The 17,940-nt window shown below is 44.8% G+C and carries 13 protein-coding genes and 1 pseudogene; 4 read left to right on the top strand and 10 right to left on the bottom strand.

Annotation, left to right across the window (positions count from 1 at the left end):
• Positions 1-542 precede the first annotated feature (542 nt).
• The gene (locus BWX39_RS03155) at positions 543-1,151 is read left to right on the top strand and encodes an HU family DNA-binding protein (protein WP_028904954.1); all 609 of its coding nucleotides are present in this window, start codon (positions 543-545) and stop codon (positions 1,149-1,151) included.
• 190 nt (positions 1,152-1,341) lie between these two features.
• Here BWX39_RS03155 and BWX39_RS03150 read toward each other — a convergent pair whose 3' ends face one another.
• From BWX39_RS03150 to BWX39_RS03130, 5 genes are read right to left on the bottom strand one after another with little or no spacing between them, the layout of a single operon-like run.
• Positions 1,342-3,651 carry a RelA/SpoT family protein gene (locus BWX39_RS03150; RefSeq protein ID WP_028904955.1) on the bottom strand — a complete coding sequence of 770 codons (2,310 nt, stop codon included), beginning with the start codon at positions 3,649-3,651 and terminating at the stop codon, positions 1,342-1,344.
• Positions 3,652-3,684: 33 nt separating this feature from the next.
• Entirely contained in the window at positions 3,685-4,806 is a 1,122-nt protein-coding gene (locus BWX39_RS03145; RefSeq protein ID WP_028904956.1) for a lytic transglycosylase domain-containing protein, read from the bottom strand.
• 40 nt (positions 4,807-4,846) lie between these two features.
• Positions 4,847-5,620 (bottom strand): DUF5683 domain-containing protein, encoded by a 774-nt coding sequence (locus BWX39_RS03140; protein WP_028904957.1) that lies wholly within the window; start codon positions 5,618-5,620, stop codon positions 4,847-4,849.
• 23 nt (positions 5,621-5,643) lie between these two features.
• Positions 5,644-6,552, bottom strand: coding sequence for a ParB/RepB/Spo0J family partition protein (locus BWX39_RS03135; protein ID WP_028904958.1), 909 nt, complete (start codon positions 6,550-6,552; stop codon positions 5,644-5,646).
• Positions 6,553-6,593: 41 nt separating this feature from the next.
• Positions 6,594-7,361 carry a ParA family protein gene (locus BWX39_RS03130; protein WP_024998705.1) on the bottom strand — a complete coding sequence of 256 codons (768 nt, stop codon included), beginning with the start codon at positions 7,359-7,361 and terminating at the stop codon, positions 6,594-6,596.
• A gap of 110 nt (positions 7,362-7,471) precedes the next feature.
• On the opposite strand from BWX39_RS03130, the gene surE reads away from it, so the two are divergent.
• Both surE and lpxB read left to right on the top strand, forming a co-directional pair.
• Positions 7,472-8,242, top strand: coding sequence for a 5'/3'-nucleotidase SurE (gene surE / locus BWX39_RS03125; RefSeq protein ID WP_028904959.1), 771 nt, complete (start codon positions 7,472-7,474; stop codon positions 8,240-8,242).
• 51 nt (positions 8,243-8,293) lie between these two features.
• Positions 8,294-9,436: a lipid-A-disaccharide synthase gene (gene lpxB / locus BWX39_RS03120; RefSeq protein ID WP_028904960.1), complete on the top strand. Its 1,143-nt coding sequence runs from the start codon at positions 8,294-8,296 to the stop codon at positions 9,434-9,436.
• A gap of 511 nt (positions 9,437-9,947) precedes the next feature.
• Here lpxB and BWX39_RS03115 read toward each other — a convergent pair.
• The 5 genes and pseudogenes from BWX39_RS03115 to BWX39_RS12860 form a co-directional block, all read right to left on the bottom strand.
• The gene (locus tag BWX39_RS03115) at positions 9,948-10,583 is read right to left on the bottom strand and encodes a DedA family protein (RefSeq protein WP_028904961.1); all 636 of its coding nucleotides are present in this window, start codon (positions 10,581-10,583) and stop codon (positions 9,948-9,950) included.
• A gap of 35 nt (positions 10,584-10,618) precedes the next feature.
• Entirely contained in the window at positions 10,619-12,076 is a 1,458-nt protein-coding gene (locus BWX39_RS03110) for an MATE family efflux transporter (RefSeq protein ID WP_028904962.1), read from the bottom strand.
• Positions 12,077-12,151: 75 nt separating this feature from the next.
• The gene (locus BWX39_RS03105; protein ID WP_028904963.1) at positions 12,152-12,844 is read right to left on the bottom strand and encodes an FKBP-type peptidyl-prolyl cis-trans isomerase; all 693 of its coding nucleotides are present in this window, start codon (positions 12,842-12,844) and stop codon (positions 12,152-12,154) included.
• 26 nt (positions 12,845-12,870) lie between these two features.
• The gene (locus BWX39_RS03100) at positions 12,871-14,421 is read right to left on the bottom strand and encodes a glycine--tRNA ligase (RefSeq protein WP_014708850.1); all 1,551 of its coding nucleotides are present in this window, start codon (positions 14,419-14,421) and stop codon (positions 12,871-12,873) included.
• 123 nt (positions 14,422-14,544) lie between these two features.
• A pseudogene (locus BWX39_RS12860) lies at positions 14,545-14,732 on the bottom strand (IS30 family transposase); the annotation flags it as partial.
• Between the two features lie 366 nt (positions 14,733-15,098).
• Here BWX39_RS12860 and BWX39_RS03095 point away from each other — a divergent pair.
• The gene (locus tag BWX39_RS03095) at positions 15,099-17,936 is read left to right on the top strand and encodes a DNA gyrase/topoisomerase IV subunit A (protein WP_028904964.1); all 2,838 of its coding nucleotides are present in this window, start codon (positions 15,099-15,101) and stop codon (positions 17,934-17,936) included.
• The last annotated feature ends 4 nt before the right edge of the window (positions 17,937-17,940 follow it).

Raw genomic sequence — 17,940 nt, 5'->3', positions numbered from 1 at the left:
ACACATCCATGGACATCTACCGTTGCTTCATTCCTGACTGTGATAGAAAGTTGCGAAGTTTCCAAGTGTCAAGAACAAAGCGTCAAGTAAACGCCTTATCATATATGGTTCCGTTGCCAATAATGTACAAGAGTACGTAAATTGGTGCAAGAACAATTGCAAAAATAAGTATAAAATCTCAATAAAGCAAATAGTATGACGAATATTTGCAGAGAAAAGTTAAAAATTCATAAGCTTGGAATGATGCAAATATAGAGGAAGAAATGGAAAGAGTACGGAGCTGATGTTATTTTCCCTGCTTGTTTTCTTCTTTTTCTTAGGGGATTGTATTATCTTTGTACGCAGAAAGTAGAATTATCAAAACTTTAAGAAGTTTTTATCAGAACTGTAATAATAATTTATCTAAGCTTTAATAAGTATTTCTCAAAGCTTAGATAATTCAATGGAATGCGTATATAATTATGAATTTGTAGGTATCTAAATATGATTTTATACGTATCTAAACAGAAAAGGAAGCAAGAAAGAATTAAATAGAACGATATATGAGTGTAAATTACAAACTTATAAAGAATCACAGCAAGTCGGCGGAAAAGGCTGAATACAGGGCTGTAACTGTAGAGAACCAAATGGTGGGACTGGAGCGTATAGGACAGAATATACAAGAAGCAACCACACTTACACGAGCTGACGTTATCGGAACGATAGCTGCTTTGAAAGACGAGATTGCCGACCAACTGATGTCTGGCAACGGCGTACACCTGCCTGGAATTGGCTACTTCTCGCTCGCCGTTAGGGGCAACGTGTACGAAGACCCGCGCACGCACCGCCATCGGCTGCGGAACGCCGAGGTTCGCACGGTGAAGTTTCGTCCCGACATTGAAATGTTGGACACGCTTCAGCACACCAAGTTTGAGAACATTACTTATCGGCACGGCACCTCTTCCGTGCCAACGGCAGAGCTCACAGACAAGGCTCTCGATGATTTATTCTCCGCTAAGCCTTTCATCACAGTTGCCGACCTGCGCGACTGCCTCAACCTTTCCTCTGCCAATGCCTACCGCATTGCTGCCCGACTGGAAGCGGAAGGCAAGCTCCGCGATGTCGGTTCGCGCTATCGCAAGGCGTATGTGCGAGGAGAAAGCCAAGGGTAATGGGCACTCATGTATGATAGGAAGGTGATAAATCGTGCTCCTATAATGGGTGTACGCGATTGTTTGCAGCGTACAACAAGGAGGGCAAAGGCTTGTTTTGCCATAAAACAACTGCGGGACTACCTATTAAAAGGCAGTCCCGCAGACGTTTTTTGTGGTATAAGAAGTTTCTCAACCAAGCGGAAATATTCTACAAAATCTCTAAAACAGATTGCATACCTTCTATTTTCAGCAAACTGTCCTTGATGAGTTTGACATCTTCGCGGTCGTGAACACCCATATCAATAGTGCCTACAACGATTCCGTTGTCGCTCTTCAGCGTTATCTTGCGCATATTCATACCCAACTGGTCGGAAATTACTTTCGATATATCGAGCAATATGCCTCGGCGGTCTATGCCTCGCAGTTCTATTGTAGCATCGAAGAACAATTTCTTGTGCATATCCCACTTTGCATCGAGAATGCGCGAACCGAAGCTCGCTTTCAGTTTTGCAGCCACTGGGCACGCACGGTTGTGGATTTCGATGTGGGAGTTGTTGTCGATAAAGCCCATAGCGTCGTCGCCCGGAATAACGTGACAGCAGCTTGGGAAGATGTATCGAGCAATGTTGTCTTCGTTTATGAAGATTGGTTTCTTCTTGTTCAGGTCCTTATCAACGACGATTAAGCCTGACACTGCCTTTTCGTCTACTTTACCGTCAGCAGCTGTGGCATCGGCAGTTTTGTTGCGGTTGAGGAATGGAACATACTTGCGCCACGTAGACACGCTGTCGTCTTTGTCTTGCTTGTGCCTGTTCTTGCCCTGCAACTCGTCTAAATCGGCTTCGCCAAGGATAATCGACTTTTCGCCAACGGCTATAAAAAGGTTGGCGTGTTTCTGTATTTCGTGCAAGCTGCAAAGTCGGTCGAGCACCCAAGTAGACATTTCAAAGTCGTGCTTCTTCAGCCATTCTTCGAGTATTTCCTCGCCCTTTTTCTGTATTTCCCGTGCTTCCTTGCGCAAGATTGCCAATACCTTGCCCTTCGCCTTAGCGGTAGACACGAAGTTAATCCACGACTTTTCCACACGTTGCGCCTTAGATGTGAGTATCTCTACTTGGTCGCCGCTCTGCAGTTTGTGGCTCAACGGTACGAGTTTGTGGTTCACCTTCGCACCAATGCAGTGGCTGCCAATGAACGTGTGTATCTGGAAAGCGAAGTCGAGAGCGGTGCAACCCGCTGGCATCATCTTAATTTCGCCTTTCGGTGTAAATACAAATATCTCGGAAGCAAAGAGGTTCAGCTTGATGGCATCGAGGAAATCCATGGCATCGGGCTGTGGGTCGTCGAGTATTTCCTTTATGGTGTGCAGCCAATCGTTCAATTCTCCCTCGTCCTCGGTTATCTCTGTGCCTTCCTTATACTTCCAATGGGCAGCAAAACCCTGCTCGGCAATTTCGTCCATACGGTCGGAACGTATCTGAACTTCTATCCACTGACCCAACTTGGACATCAGTGTAACGTGCAAAGCTTGGTAGCCGTTGGCTTTCGGGTGGTTCACCCAATCGCGCAAACGGTCGGGGTGGCTCTTGTAGAGCTTGCTGATTGCCACATAAATCTTGAAGCATTCGTTGGCTTCTTCTTCCCTGCTCTTGGGCTTAAAGATGATGCGAACGGCTAAAATATCGTATATTTCCTCGAACGGAACGTGCTTTGTCTGCATTTTATTCCAAATGGAATAAGGACTTTTCACGCGGGCTTTAATCTCGTAATCCAATCCTATTTTGTCGAGTTCTGCGCGGATAGGAGCGGTGAAATTGTCGAAAAGCGAGTCGCGCTGTGCCTGTGTAGAGGCTATTTTCGACTCTATCGCCTTATAAGCGTCGGGGTGTTCGTAGCGGAAACTAAGGTCTTCGAGTTCGGTTTTTACTTTATTGAGCCCCAGACGATTGGCCAATGGAGCGTAGATATAAAGCGTTTCGCCTGCAATCTTGTACTGCTTGTTGGCGGGTTGCGAAGCGAGGGTGCGCATATTGTGCAGGCGGTCGCATATCTTGAGGAGGATAACGCGAATGTCGTCGCTCATTGTGAGGAGCAGTTTCTTGAAGTTTTCGGCTTGCGCAGAAGCCTTATCGCCAAAGATACCGCCCGAAATCTTTGTCAAGCCATCGACTATCATCGCGACTTTTGCGCCGAATATGTTTTCAATATCTTCTACCGTGTAGTCTGTATCTTCCACTACATCGTGCAAAAGAGCCGAACAAATACTTGTAGAACCTAAGCCAATTTCTTCGCAAGCTATCTGTGCAACAGCTATGGGGTGCAAGATGTAAGGCTCGCCCGAAAGGCGGCGCACGCCCTTGTGAGCTTGCTTGGCAAAGTGGTAGGCCTTTGTTATGATGTCTACCTTCTTACGATGAGGCGATGCCAAATAAGTTTTCAACAGGTGCTGAAACGCATCTTCGATGATTTGGTCTTCTTTTACCTCGTCAATTTTGTTGCTTTCGTTCTCTTTCTCCATATCCGTTGTTCTCTTTTTGGTATTATTAGTCGATTAACTATGTGGGTTGTACATTGTTCCTTTCACGACTCTTGCAGCCATTTCCAAGCGTTGGCTTTCTGAGTTTTCGCCGTTCTCATACAATCGAGAAACATTGTCGGTAAAGCATTTCACCTTTTCCGATGGCAGCAAAAGGGTTGCCGTGCCGTCTGTCGTCTTCACTATGCCTTGTCGGTATTGCGGGTTCAACATACGCAAATCGGCAATATCCATATTCAAGACATCAGCAACCTTTGCGAGAGAAATGTCTTCTGTAACCACGACTTTGCCTGCTTTTTCGGGTAAACCCGTTGGTTCGGGCAGTATGTTGTATTCGGCATAATAGTTCATTACGTAATTGGCAGCGATGAAAGCTGGCACATAACCGCGCGTTTCCTTGGGTAGGAACTCGTAAATCTGCCAAAAATCGGCTGCTTCGCCTGCTTTCTCAATAGCATTGCTCACCCTTCCAGGACCGCAGTTGTAGGCTGCCAAAGCCAAAGACCAATCGCCAAAACGATTGTAAAGGTCGGCTAACATACGCGCAGCGGCATACGAAGACTTGATAGGGTCGAGCCGTTCGTCCACGAAAGTGTTTATCTGCAAGTCGTATTGCCGTCCCGTTGTAGGCATAAACTGCCACAAGCCTGCTGCGCCCTTGCCCGAAATGGCTTTCGGATTCAGCCCCGACTCTATCACAGGCAAATGCTTTAGTTCCATTGGCAATCCGTAATGGCGCAACGCTTCCTCGAAAAAAGGATTATAATAGCTTGCTCGTGCCAACAAGCAACTTGTAGAACGGCGGCCCTGCTTTACATATCGGTCTATGTATTTCTGCACTTCGGGATTATAAGTGAGGCTCAACGAGCTTGTAACTCTTTTGATAAGACGGCTGATGGCAGCTGCCTCATCTTCCATTTCTATTGGTGATGCAGCAGAATTGAGTTCGTTTTTCTGTCCGTAGAACTTTGTATCGGTGTATTCTACTTCAAGTCCGCCCGCCTTTTCTTCGGCTTTCGGAATATAAATCTGCATGGTTCTGCCACGGTTGTCCTTCACTACTTGGTGTTGTGCGTATGTGGCACAAACACTCATCAATAGCAATGCAATGGCAAATATGTTTCTTTCTTTTATCATTATTCTCTTTTTCGTGGCACTTCAACCTTGTATTTGCTTTCTAAAAAGTCAGGCTGCACCCTATGCCTATTGCCGAACTCTTAAACAAATTAGTCTTGGTGGTAGGTGAATTGCCGTTCATTACAACAGGTGCGATACGCAACGACAAGTCGTCGGAGATGTCGAAGTCGGAAAGCGACGCATCTACGTATGCGTCAATCACCGACAAAGCGTAGACGGCAACGGTGGCAAAAATGCTTAAATCGCGCCATCTGCGATAACGGTCCTTACGCTTTTTAAACAGATTTTGGTAGAAACTCTTGTTCTCTTCCGTTACTTTTGAACCCAAATGCAAGAACTTGTTGTAGCTTTGCGTATTGGGGTCGTCGTCCGTTATGTCTATATAGGCTCTTTGATAGTCGCGATACATCTGGTTGTTCCACGTCATTGCATAGACGCAACCTGCTATTCCACCATAAAATATAGGCAGCTTCCAGTACTTACGGTTATAGATTTGCCCTGCTCCAGGTAATGCAATCGCCAACCATAAAGCCTTTTTTGGCTTCGGACGCCACTTGCTCCAGTCTTTCATCAAGCACATACTGTCTTTGGCTGCTACCTTATTAAGTTTCAAAGCCTTCTCTGCCGAGAGTGAAAAGTCGGTTTCCACCTTACCGTTTTCAGCATTCAATATCGTTATAACGCTGTCTGCCTTGGGATATAAAATCTTTACGGAGTCGTCATAAACTACCTGTGCCCTTGCTGTTGCAGTGCAACCTATCGCCAATAATAACGTTAGCGACAAAGCGTGGAATATATTTTGAAGTTGCTTCACGTAACTTTAAACTATGTTTTCGCTTATTTTTGCAGTTTGTCCATTACTTCCATAATGTGCAGTAACTCCTCTTCGGAAGCAAAAGGTATGCTGATTTTACCTTTACCCTTAGCTCCATAAGTCATCTGCACCTTCGTATTGAAGAAGTTGGAAAGACGCTTTTTCAAGATGTTAAACTCCTCTGGGAGTTTCGATTTAGCCGCAATCTTCTTCTTGGCAGTCTGTATATCCTCGCCATTGTTAAGCTGTTGGCAGAGTTCTTCCACCTTTCGCACGCTAAAAGCGTTCTTCTGAATTTCGTGGAACAGCTTTATTTGCTGCGAAGGACTGTTCAATGAGAGCAACGCACGTGCGTGTCCCATATCTATTTCTTTCTTTTGCAAAGCCATTTGCACCTGTGCAGGAAGTTTCAGTAGGCGTAGATAGTTGGCAACAGCAGCACGACTCTTTCCTACTCGTTCGGCAACTCGCTCTTGTGTCATACCGCTTTTTTCCTGCAAATGCTCGTATGCGAGGGCTATTTCTATGGCGTTCAGGTCTTCGCGCTGTATATTTTCCACCAGCGCAAGCTCCATTACGTTCTCGTCTTTGATAGTACGAATGTAAGCAGGGATAGCTGTAAGCCCTGCCAACTGCGATGCACGCCAACGTCGTTCGCCTGCAATAATCTGGAATTTGCTTTCGTCTAACTGTCTAAGCGTGATGGGTTGCACCAACCCAAGCTGCTTAATGCTGTTCGCAAGTTCCTCTAATGCTATCTGGTCGAACTCTCTTCGTGGCTGATTAGGGTTCGCTTCAATTTGCTCGATGGGCACTTCGTTTATGGTCGAACTGCCTTGCGTACTTACTGTTTCTGTTGAAATCAAAGCATCTAAGCCTCTGCCAAGTGCGTTTGTTTTCGCATTTCTATTGTATTTCTTGTGTACTGCCATTTTTCTATTGATAAGTTTCAAAGGGATAAAATCGTATTCCCTTACTTCTTATTCTTCTCTATAATCTCTTTCGCCAAGGCAAGATGATTCTTTGCACCTGTAGAATCGGCATCGTAAAGAATTACCGGCAAGCCGTGACTTGGGCTTTCAGAGAGTTTCACATTGCGCTGAATAACGGTTTTGAATACCAACTCTTGGAAGTGGCGTTTCACTTCATCGTATATCTGACGTGCCAATCTCAAACGACTGTCGTACATCGTAAGCAAGAAACCTTCTATCTCCAGCTTCGGATTCAACTTGCTCTTTATGATTTTAATCGTGTTCAGCAACTTGCTGATTCCTTCGAGTGCGAAGTATTCGCATTGCACGGGAATGATGACAGAATCGGCTGCTGTCAAGGCGTTTACGGTAATCAGACCCAACGATGGGCTACAATCAATAAGTATATAGTCGTAATCGTTGCGAATAGGAGCTAAGAGTTTCTCCAGTACCTCTTCACGATTATTTATTTGCAGCATCTCTATTTCCGCACCAACAAGGTTGATATGGCTCGGAACAATGTCCATTCCTTCAATATCTGTGGTATAAATGGCATCGCGAACATCAGCGTGGTCGATAATACATTCGTACAACGAGCAATCCACTTCTTTAATATCAACGCCCAAACCGCTTGAAGCATTCGCCTGTGGGTCGGCATCGATAACGAGAACAGACTTCTCAAGCGTTGCCAGCGATGCAGCAAGATTGATGGTAGAGGTTGTTTTTCCTACACCACCCTTTTGGTTTGCCATTGCGATTATTTTTCCCATTTTCTTCTTTTCCTATACTTGTTTTGCCGACAAAGATACATATTTTAAGCGAGAAAGCACTATTTATAAACCTTTTTTCGTATTTTTGCAGGCAAAAGAAAATAAAATTTATGAATTGCAAACGACCTCTTATCCTCATCTCCAACGACGATGGGTATAAGGCTAATGGCATTAAAACATTGGCTTCGTTTCTCTCTGACTTTGCCGAAGTTTTGATTTGTGCCCCAGAGGGACCACGTTCAGGTTTTTCGTGTGCTTTCTCAGCAAGCGACAGCCTGCGTTTAAATCGCCGCAACAACATACCTAACTGTGAAGTATGGTCGTGTACAGGAACTCCTGTAGACTGTGTGAAGATTGCTTTCGAGCAGATTTTAAATGGCAGACGCCCCGATTTGATACTCGGCGGCATTAATCACGGCGACAACTCTTCGGTGAATACGCATTACAGCGGCACAATGGGCATTGCCCGAGAAGGCTGCTTAAAGTACGTTCCTTCCGTTGCTTTCTCGTCGTGCGACTACAACCCAGATGCCAATCTTGAACATCTCCGCAGCTATGTCGTAAAGATAGTAAAGGAAGTGTTGAGCGATGGTTTGCCCAAGGGTGTTTGCCTGAATGTAAACTTCCCTATCCGCGACAGCTTCAAGGGTATCAAAGTCTGTCGAATGGGGTACGGTAGCTGGATAAAAGAAACTCTTCGCTGCGAGCACCCAAGGGGTTTTGACTATTATTGGATGCTGGGCAAATATCGCAACGACGAGCCTTTGGCAACCGATACCGACCGTTGGGCATTGGAAGAAGGCTATGTTTCGGTAACACCAACACGCATCGACATTACCGACTACGATGTGTTGGACAAGCTGAAAGCGTGGGAACAGTAAGTTCAAATACAATTCTCTTTGATTAATATATTAACAATAACCGTCTGAAGAATGAAGTATTATCTGATAGTTGGCGAAGCATCGGGCGATTTGCACGCATCGCGCTTGATGCAATCGCTTAGGAAATTTGACGAAGCGGCAGAGTTTCGCTTCTTCGGTGGCGATTTAATGCAAAACGTTGGCGGTACGTGTGTGCGCCATTACAAGAAACTTGCCTATATGGGATTTGTTCCTGTGCTGTTGCATTTGCCTACTATTATGAAGAATATGAAGTTCTGCAAGGAGGACATTGTGAAGTGGCAGCCCGATGTGGTAATACTTGTAGACTACCCAGGCTTTAATCTGAAGATTGCAAAGTTCGTTCACAAGAATACCAAAATTCCTGTTTATTACTATATTTCACCCAAAATATGGGCGTGGAAAGAGTGGCGTATTCGCGCAATAAAGCGAGATGTGAAAGAGATGTTCTCTATCTTGCCGTTTGAAATCGGCTTCTACGAACGGAAACACAACTATAAAATACACTACGTAGGCAATCCCACAGCCGAAGAAGTTGCCACATTCAAAAGTCAGTACACAGAAACAAAGGAGGAGTTTTGCAGTCGTAACGGTCTAAACGAAAAGCCTATCATTGCCATTTTAGCAGGAAGCAGGAAGCAAGAGATAAAAGACAACCTGCCGTCGATGCTCGAAGCTGCCTCACGCTTTGAAGATTACCAAATGGTAATAGCAGGTGCACCGTCGATAGACATTACTTACTACGATCGATTTATAAGCAAACACGATGCGAAGATTGTAAAAAACAGTACGTACGAACTGCTTTCGCACTCCACAACCGCCCTTGTAACAAGCGGAACGGCAACTTTAGAAACAGCTCTGTTTAATGTTCCACAAGTGGTTTGCTACGAAACACCACTGCCAAACCTTATTCGTTTTGCTTTCAAACACATCATAAAGGTGCGCTTCATATCGTTGGTAAATCTCATTGCCGACAAGGAAGTAGTGCAGGAACTACTTGCCGACCGATTTAAAATAAAGAATATTGCCAATGAACTCTATCGCATTCTACCCGAACAGCCTTATCGCGAGACTATGCTTGCCGAGTATGAACAGATGAAAGAAAAGCTTGGCGACCACATTGCACCCGACAATGCAGCCAACCTGATGGTGTATTTATTAACACGAAAGCAGTAAATGGACTGTCGCTCATTGCTTTTGATATTGAAAGAATGACGCATTTTTAAATTTAGCGCAGCAGAAAAGACTTTCAAAGACATAGTTAAGGAAAATAGTTTTTTATATCAAATACATTTCTTCCACGCTCCCAAGCCTCATCGTCATATAGGTTTGGGAGCGTTTTTTGCATGCTTTACCCTTGCTTGTTCTAACATCTTATATCGTTTTTGCCGAACACTAATAAATTACTTACACGTAAAGAAATATTTATTTACACGTAAAGAAATTATTACTTACACGTAGAAAAATATTTATTTACGTGTAAATAATTTGTGAAACAAAAATTTTGATAAGTTGAAACCGCGTTCAAGGGAAAGAGAGAATATGGTGGAAACGCTATAAAATAGTGAAAACAAACGGCTCTGTGCGCTGCTGAAGAATGCAGTGTACAGAGCCGTTGCTATGAATAGTGGAGGATTTTGAAACGAGTGTGCAGCTGTTTGGGCTTTCTATGCACCCTCGTTTGTGCTTATTGCTTGTTTGCTTTTGCTTTCTTTATGTAGTATCTTACCACGAAATAAACAGCCACTAAGGCAACGATACCTAAGATAACGTATTTTAGATAGTCGTTATACTCTTCTATTTTTGCTGTGAGCTGACTTTCTGGAACAACAGAATGAAGATACCAGCCGAGTATGGCAAGTACACAGTTCCATATTCCTGAACCGATGGTAGTATAAAGCAGGAACTTCCAAAAGGTCATTTTTGACAAGCCTGCAGGTATCGAGATGATTTGTCGGATACCAGGAATAAGTCGCCCTGTAAGGGTTGCTATAACCCCATGGTCGTAGAAATACTTCTCGGCAGTTTTCACTTTGTCTTCGTTCAACAAACAGAGATGCCCGAATTTGCTGTTTGCAAAGTGGTAAATAATAGGTCGTCCGAGATAATAAGCTGCAACATAGTTGGTTGTTGAGCCTGCAACTGCGCCTAATGTGGCAACTATAACCACCCAGAACACGTTAAGATGCCCTGCTGCAGCGTGGTAGGCAGCGGGCGAAACGATGAGCTCGGAAGGGAAAGGGATAACTGTTCCTTCGATATACATACCGAGGAAGATTGTCCAATAATTAAGTGTGTCTAAGAGAGACGAAAACCAATGCATTTTAAAATATTTCTTTTAATAATATAATTCTGTATTTATGAAACTGTCGCTTGTTCTGTTTGTGGGGTGTCGGCAATATTTCTCAGCCAACCGCCACGGTAAATCCGTATCAAGAACATAGAACCACGGAACGTAAGTTCTACTGCCATTGCAAACCAAACACCACGCAAGCCATAGGTGGAAGCGAGGGCATAAGCCAGCGTAAGGCGCACGAACCACATAGAGCCAAGGTTGATTAGCGATGGTTTGAACGTGTCGCCAGCACCAACACATACGCTATAAGCTACGATGGCTGCAGCAAAGAATGGTTCGGCAAAGGCTTCGATGCGCAGAACGGCAACACCCAACTCTCTGATTTCGGGCACAGGCGAGAGCATTCCTATCATTTCGGGAGCGAAGATGTACATAACCACGCCCATAAACGCCATAACTGCCATACCGATGAAGATTGTCATATAGGCAAAACTCTTGCAAAGTTCTTTCCGTTTCGCTCCGACACTTTGTCCGACAAGCGTCGTTGCTGCTTCAGCAATACCGTAACCTGGCATATAACACAGGCTTTCGGCTGTTACGGCAAACGAATTTGCAGCAATAGCAAAGTTGCCCAAGGGTGCGACAATCATAGTAGAAACCACCTGTGCACCATTCATCAGAAGGTATTGCATCGCCATAGGCGCACCTATCTTTACAGCGTGGACGATGTAATCCCACACCCATACGAAACGTTTGGTGTCGAGTTTCCACGCCAATATAGGACTGCGGAAGATGGCAAAATAGATTAAAGGAATGGCAGCTACGACAAACGACAGTAGCGTACCGATGGCAGCACCTTTGACTCCTAAGCCTAATCCGAACATTTCAAACTGAAATCCCAATACGGTAAGGGTGCGCGTAGGAAAGATTAAGATGAAGTTGAAGACCACGTCCATAACGCACATCAACACGGAGATAAGGCTTGGGTGGCGCATATCGCCCGACACTTTCAACATTGCAGCCGATAAATACTCTACCAAATGCACTGGCACTGCAAACGAAAAGATGAGAAAGTAGATGGAAGCGTCGTGCTGAATGTCGGCACCACCGCCCAACCAACGGGGCAACGGCGTAGCCAACAGTGCGGCAACAGCCATCAGTATAAAGCTGAAAGCCAAACCAAAGATATATCCGTGCCGCATTACGGCGCGCGCTTTCTCGAAGTCGTTGGCTCCAATGAAATGTGCGGCTTGCACCGAAAAGCCCATTCCGCCCGCTGCAACCAACGAGCCAAAGAGCCACGTGGCAGGTTCTACCAATCCGATTGAAGCCGAAGCGGTTGCTCCCAACGAACCTACCATCGAGGCGTCGATGTAGAACATCATAACAGCAGTAACCTGTGCGAGAATGGACGGAATACTTAATTGGACGATGAGATTTAATTTCTCGCCCATCGTCATAGAATTACCGTTCCTGATTTTCTCTAAGAGCGCATCGGTTACAGTCTTGCTGAACACCATAATATATAAGGTAGGGTTGTGAAGGCAGACAATATGCCCACCGTAAGTCTTCGCTAAGAGCTGGCTGGTATGTCCTTAAATAATATCGGGAACTTTTGTTCCTGCTCTGTAATAAGAGTGCAGACGCAAATCGAAAATCAAGTTGGAATAAGCTGGAATAGCTCCATTCTTCCTAGCACCGTAGCCTAACTGGTAAGGAATGTAAACCACCCAATGGTCGCCGATGTGCATTTTCTGCAAAGCAGTAGCAAATCCATCAATAACAGCACCTTTAGCTCCGCCCACCAAAAGCTGGGCTGGGCGTGATGTCTTAGGGTTGAATACCAAGCCATTGCCGCCCCAACTGCTGTCGAAAACTACTCCTGCAGTGTAAGTTGGCGAAGGTATGAGGCGTCCTTGATAGTGAACAAGCACCGAGTCGGTGAACAATGGTGAGCCCGAACCTGTTCCTTTCTCTAACTCGTGAACAATAATGTAGTTCTCGGGTGCATAGTCTTTTGTTCCTTCATTTACTGTTTGTCCCTGATAAGTATAATTTAAGATGAGCTTCCAAGACGTGTCGCCATTGGCAATCTTTTGCTTTGTTGTGTTGTAAAGGTTTGTCCAATACGTCGTATTCTTGGATTTCCAGTTGGCAAACTCTTCGTTTTCCTTTTCATCTTCCGAACAAGAAGAGAGCAAACCAACCGAAAACATAGCTGCAAACAGCAAAGTTGCAGAGAAGAAGAGGCTTTGCAAGCGCATTCTTAATTCGTTTTTATTTTGCATAATTCTATTCTACTGTAAATATAGTCTTATTCTTTTACGTCGAGTTTCTTCAACAGTGAAGTTATAGAAACACGGTCTTCAATGATTTCACGTAGCTTTGCAACAGGCACACGCTCTTGTTTCATAGAGTCGCGATAGCGCAGAGTAACTGTGTTATCGGTAAGCGTGTCGCCATCAACGGTAACGCAGAAAGGCGTACCAATGGCATCTTGGCGACGATAACGCTTGCCAATAGAGTCCTTTGCCTCGATGGTGGTGTTGAAGTGGAACTTCAAATCGTCCACAATCTCTTGTGCTTTCTCTGGCAGACCGTCCTTGTTTACCAACGGAAGCACTGCACACTTAACAGGAGCCAACGGTTCTGGCAAGCTCAAAACGATGCGGCTCGAACCATTTTCAAGCTGTTCTTCGGTGTAGCTGTGGCACATAATGCTCAAGAACATACGGTCTACGCCGATAGAAGTCTCAACAACGTAAGGTGTGTAGTTCTCATTGCGTTCTGGGTCAAAGTACTTTATCTGTCTGCCCGAGTACTTTTCGTGTTGTGAAAGGTCGAAATCGGTGCGCGAGTGGATACCTTCTACTTCCTTGAAACCGAATGGCATATGGAACTCGATGTCGGTTGCAGCATTTGCATAGTGCGCCAACTTCTCGTGGTCGTGATAGCGATAGTTCTCGTTACCCATACCAAGAGCCTGGTGCCACGCCAAACGATACTGCTTCCAATAGTTGAACCATTCCATTTCCGTGCCCGGTTGGCAGAAGAACTGCATTTCCATTTGTTCAAATTCGCGCATACGGAACACGAATTGGCGCGCTACAATCTCGTTACGGAAAGCCTTTCCAATCTGTGCGATACCGAACGGCAGTTTCATACGACCGGTCTTCTGAACATTCAAGAAATTAACAAAGATACCCTGTGCTGTCTCTGGACGCAGATAAATCGTGCTTGATGAATCGGCAGAAGCACCCATTTCGGTTGAGAACATAAGATTAAATTGGCGCACATCGGTCCAGTTCTTTGTTCCGCTAATAGGGTCTACGATACCTTCATCAAGTATGATTTGCTTCAATTCCTCAAGGTTTGAAGCCTCCATCGCATTGGCAAAGCGTGTGTGAAGTTCATCGTACTTACGCTGATACTCCAATACGCGGGGATTGGTGGCACGGAATTGCGCCTCATCGAAGCTGTCGCCAAATTTCTTTGCAGCCTTGGCGATTTCCTTATCCATCTTTTCTTCGTACTTGCCGAGCTGGTCTTCTATCAGCACATCGGCTCTGTAACGTTTCTTAGAGTCGCGATTGTCAATCAAAGGGTCGTTGAAAGCATCAACGTGGCCGCTTGCTTTCCATATCGTAGGGTGCATAAAGATAGACGAATCAATGCCAACGATGTTGTTGTGGAGCAACACCATTGACTGCCACCAATACTGCTTGATGTTGTTTTTAAGTTCTACACCGTTCTGACCGTAGTCGTAAACCGCTGCAAGACCATCGTATATATCACTACTTGGAAAAACAAAACCATATTCTTTGCAATGGCTTACTATCTTTTTGAATGTATCCTCTTGTGCCATAATATATTTCTTTTATCTTTGTTTATTCGGAATTTGGCACAAAGTTACGGCTTTTTAACGGAATAAGGGAACTAAAAGTTGTGAAAGTTTGCGAAAGAATGACGTTATAATTAATTCGTAGAGTCAACCAGCAAGTGCAAAATTATTATATTTTTCTGTAGAACTCGCATTTTGGTGTTTGGATATTTAGGTCTTCTGTTTATTTTCTTCTGTATGGTCGCAATCTTTTTGTCTGTGAAATCATCGAAGTTTGCTTTCTTTGGTATGTATTGCCTGATGAGCTTATTTGTGTTTTCAATGTTCCCTTTCTTGCTTCCTTTTCTGTTTAGATACGTATAAAATCATATTTAGATGCCTACAAAATCATAATTCTATACGCATTCTATCGAATTATCTAAGCTTTGAGAAAAATTTATCAAAGCTTAGATAAATTATTATCACAGTTCTGATAAATTTTTCTCAAAGCTTAAATAATTCTATTTTCTACGTACAAAGATAATACAATCCCCTAAGAAAAAGAAGAAAACAAGCAGGGGAAATAACATCAACTCCGTTCAGATTCATTATGGCTTCCTTTCACCTATAATAAATAGATGTTTGTTTCGCTGCTCTAATTTGCATATTTCGAGTTTTCTTCGTACCTTTGAGCCTCAAAAATAGAGACAATCCAACTGTTTATGGACGACGATAAGATAATTGAAAACAACGAGGGTGAAAACCCACTGAACGAAGAAACAACGGGCAATAACGGCAATATGGCAGACACAGAAAGCGATGAAGAAGTGTTTGCCGATGCTGAAATGACGGACGAAGACGAAGCGGACGAGTTGCGAAACGACTATGTTCCAACCGACAGATTCGATGCTTCGGCTGTCAAGCACCTATCAGGAATGTATAAAAACTGGTTCTTGGATTACGCAAGTTATGTAATCTTAGAACGTGCCGTGCCCCATATTGACGATGGATTGAAGCCTGTTCAACGCCGTATTCTCCACTCTATGAAGCGAATGGACGACGGACGATACAACAAGGTTGCCAATATTGCAGGCCATACGATGCAGTTTCACCCACATGGCGATGCTTCTATCTGCGACGCTCTCGTACAGATGGGACAGAAAGACCTGCTCATCGACACGCAAGGAAACTGGGGAAACATCTTCACTGGCGACCGTGCTGCAGCTCCCCGATACATCGAATCGCGTCTGTCCAAGTTTGCATTGGAGACCATTTTCAACCCTAAGACCACCGAATGGCAGCAATCTTATGATGGAAGAAATAAAGAACCCGTTACCCTACCTGCCAAATTTCCATTGCTGTTGGCGCAAGGTGCAGAAGGCATAGCTGTTGGATTGTCGTCTAAAATCCTTCCGCACAATATGGCAGAAATATGCGATGCCGCTGTAAGCTATCTACGCGGAAAGAAGTTTGAGCTTTATCCAGACTTCCCAACAGGCGGCAGCATCGACATTTCAAAGTACAACGACGGACAGCGGGGCGGTTCCTTGAAGGTGCGTGCCAAGGTTGAGAAGATTGACAACAAGACGCTTGTCATTCGCGAAATACCTTTCACCAAGACTGCAAGTTCGCTTCAAGAGTCGATTACCAAAGCTGTTGAAAAGGGAAAAATAAAGATACGCAAGGTAGAAGATATGACGGCGTCGGAAGTGGAGATACAATTACACCTGACACCAGGCACTTCGAGCGACAAGACAATGGACGCTTTGTACGCCTTTACCGACTGCGAGATTTCCATTTCGCCCAACTGTTGTGTCATTGCCGATAACAAACCGCAGTTCCTGACCGTGTCTGACGTACTGAAACATTCGGTAGACCACACGCAAGCACTGTTGCGCAGGGAACTCGAAATAAGGAAGGGCGAGTTGGAAGAACAGCTTTTCTTCAACTCGTTAGAACGCATATTCATAGAGGAACGCATCTATAAGGAACAGAAGTTCGAGACTTCTAAAACAATGGACGAGGTGGTTGCTTTCGTCAATTCCAAGTTAGAACCTTTTAAAAAGGACTTCATTCGTGAAGTGAAACGCGAGGACATACTCCGCTTGCTCGAGATAAAGATGCAGCGCATTCTTAAATTCAACAAGGACAAAGCCGACGAATTAATCCAAAAGATAGAAGCCGAGATAGCCGAAATAGACAAAGACCTCAGCGAAATGGTGCGTGTAACCATCGAATGGTTCAAGCATTTGAAGGCAAAATACGGCAAGGACTACCCACGCCGAACGGAGATAAAGAGTTTCGATACCATTGTCGCTGCAAAGGTAGTAGACGCCAACGAGAAGCTATACATCGACCGAAAGGGTGGCTTCATAGGCACCGACTTGAAGAAAGCAGAGTTCGTTCAGAACTGTTCCGACCTTGACGATGTCATCGTTTTCTTCCGCGACGGCAAGTATCGCATCATTCATATTGCCGACAAAGTATTTGTCGGAAAGGGCGTTATGCACGTGCAAGTGTTCAAGCGCAACGACCGCCGTACCATTTACAATGCGGTTTATCGCGACGGCGAAAAAGGTCCTTACTACATAAAGCGTTTCAACGTGGTTTCCATTACCCGCGACAGGGATTACGACCTTACGCAAGGAAAGCCGGGTTCGAGAGTGTTTTACTTTACTGCTAACCCGAACGGAGAAGCCGAAACCATCAAGATTATATTGAAAGACCAACCTGGCAGGGCACGATTGATGCGCTATTTCGAGCGCGATTTCTCCAATGTGCTTATCAAATCGAAGACTGCCCGCGGCGTGTTGCTTACGAAAGAAACTGTAGACCGTGTATCTTTGAAAGCACACGGAGTATCTACCTTGGGTGGCAGAAAGGTGTGGTTCGATGCCGATGTCAATCGTATCAACTACGAAGAGCAGGGTCGTTTGTTGGGCGAATTTAACGATAAGGACACCATTCTTGTAGTTCTCAACAATGGAGAGTTCTACACTACCAACTTCGATGCAGCCAACCACTACGAGGATAACATCTTCCGCATCGAGAAATTCAACCCCGAAAAGCCGTGGACAGCGGTGGTTTACGATGCCGACAACAACGGTTATCCCTACTTAAAGCGTTTCTGTATGGAAAATTCGACACGCCATCAGAGTGTGATTGGCGACAATCCGAAGTCCAAACTCGTATTCCTGACCGACGATGCCTACCCTCGTGCAGAGATAACGTACGGCGGAAGCGATGCAGCACGTGGCACGGAAGTGATAGATGCCGAAGAGTTTGTGGGCGTAAAAGGCTTCAAGGCAAAGGGCAAACGTCTTACAACCTTCAAAGTAAGCAAGATTAAACAACTCGAGCCCATTCGTTTCCCAGAATCGGAAGAGGCTGAAGAAATCGAAACAGTAGAACCTACGGAAGCCGAAACGATAGAAGAACAGCCTGCAAAGCAAGCTGAACCCGAAGCACAAGCACCGTCGGAACCTGTCGCAAAGGCTGAAAAACCGAAGGAAGACAACGGCGGAGAGCAACAATTGAGTCTGCAATTCTTTGATAATTAAAGTT

Origin of the sequence: Prevotella intermedia ATCC 25611 = DSM 20706, from assembly GCF_001953955.1 — a bacterium.
GTDB lineage: Bacteria > Bacteroidota > Bacteroidia > Bacteroidales > Bacteroidaceae > Prevotella > Prevotella intermedia.
Note: the sequence above shows the minus strand (reverse complement) of the source record. Positions and strands in the feature narration are given on the sequence as shown.

Coding starts and splice junctions, on each gene's coding strand:
- BWX39_RS03105 (WP_028904963.1), bottom strand. CDS start 12,844: ATGCAAAATAAAAACGAATTAAGAATGCGCTTGCAAAGCCTCTTCTTC.
- BWX39_RS03095 (WP_028904964.1), top strand. CDS start 15,099: ATGGACGACGATAAGATAATTGAAAACAACGAGGGTGAAAACCCACTG.
- BWX39_RS03150 (WP_028904955.1), bottom strand. CDS start 3,651: ATGGAGAAAGAGAACGAAAGCAACAAAATTGACGAGGTAAAAGAAGAC.
- BWX39_RS03130 (WP_024998705.1), bottom strand. CDS start 7,361: ATGGGAAAAATAATCGCAATGGCAAACCAAAAGGGTGGTGTAGGAAAA.
- BWX39_RS03145 (WP_028904956.1), bottom strand. CDS start 4,806: ATGATAAAAGAAAGAAACATATTTGCCATTGCATTGCTATTGATGAGT.
- BWX39_RS03110 (WP_028904962.1), bottom strand. CDS start 12,076: ATGGTGTTCAGCAAGACTGTAACCGATGCGCTCTTAGAGAAAATCAGG.
- BWX39_RS03100 (WP_014708850.1), bottom strand. CDS start 14,421: ATGGCACAAGAGGATACATTCAAAAAGATAGTAAGCCATTGCAAAGAA.
- BWX39_RS03155 (WP_028904954.1), top strand. CDS start 543: ATGAGTGTAAATTACAAACTTATAAAGAATCACAGCAAGTCGGCGGAA.
- BWX39_RS03135 (WP_028904958.1), bottom strand. CDS start 6,552: ATGGCAGTACACAAGAAATACAATAGAAATGCGAAAACAAACGCACTT.
- lpxB (WP_028904960.1), top strand. CDS start 8,294: ATGAAGTATTATCTGATAGTTGGCGAAGCATCGGGCGATTTGCACGCA.
- BWX39_RS03115 (WP_028904961.1), bottom strand. CDS start 10,583: ATGCATTGGTTTTCGTCTCTCTTAGACACACTTAATTATTGGACAATC.
- surE (WP_028904959.1), top strand. CDS start 7,472: ATGAATTGCAAACGACCTCTTATCCTCATCTCCAACGACGATGGGTAT.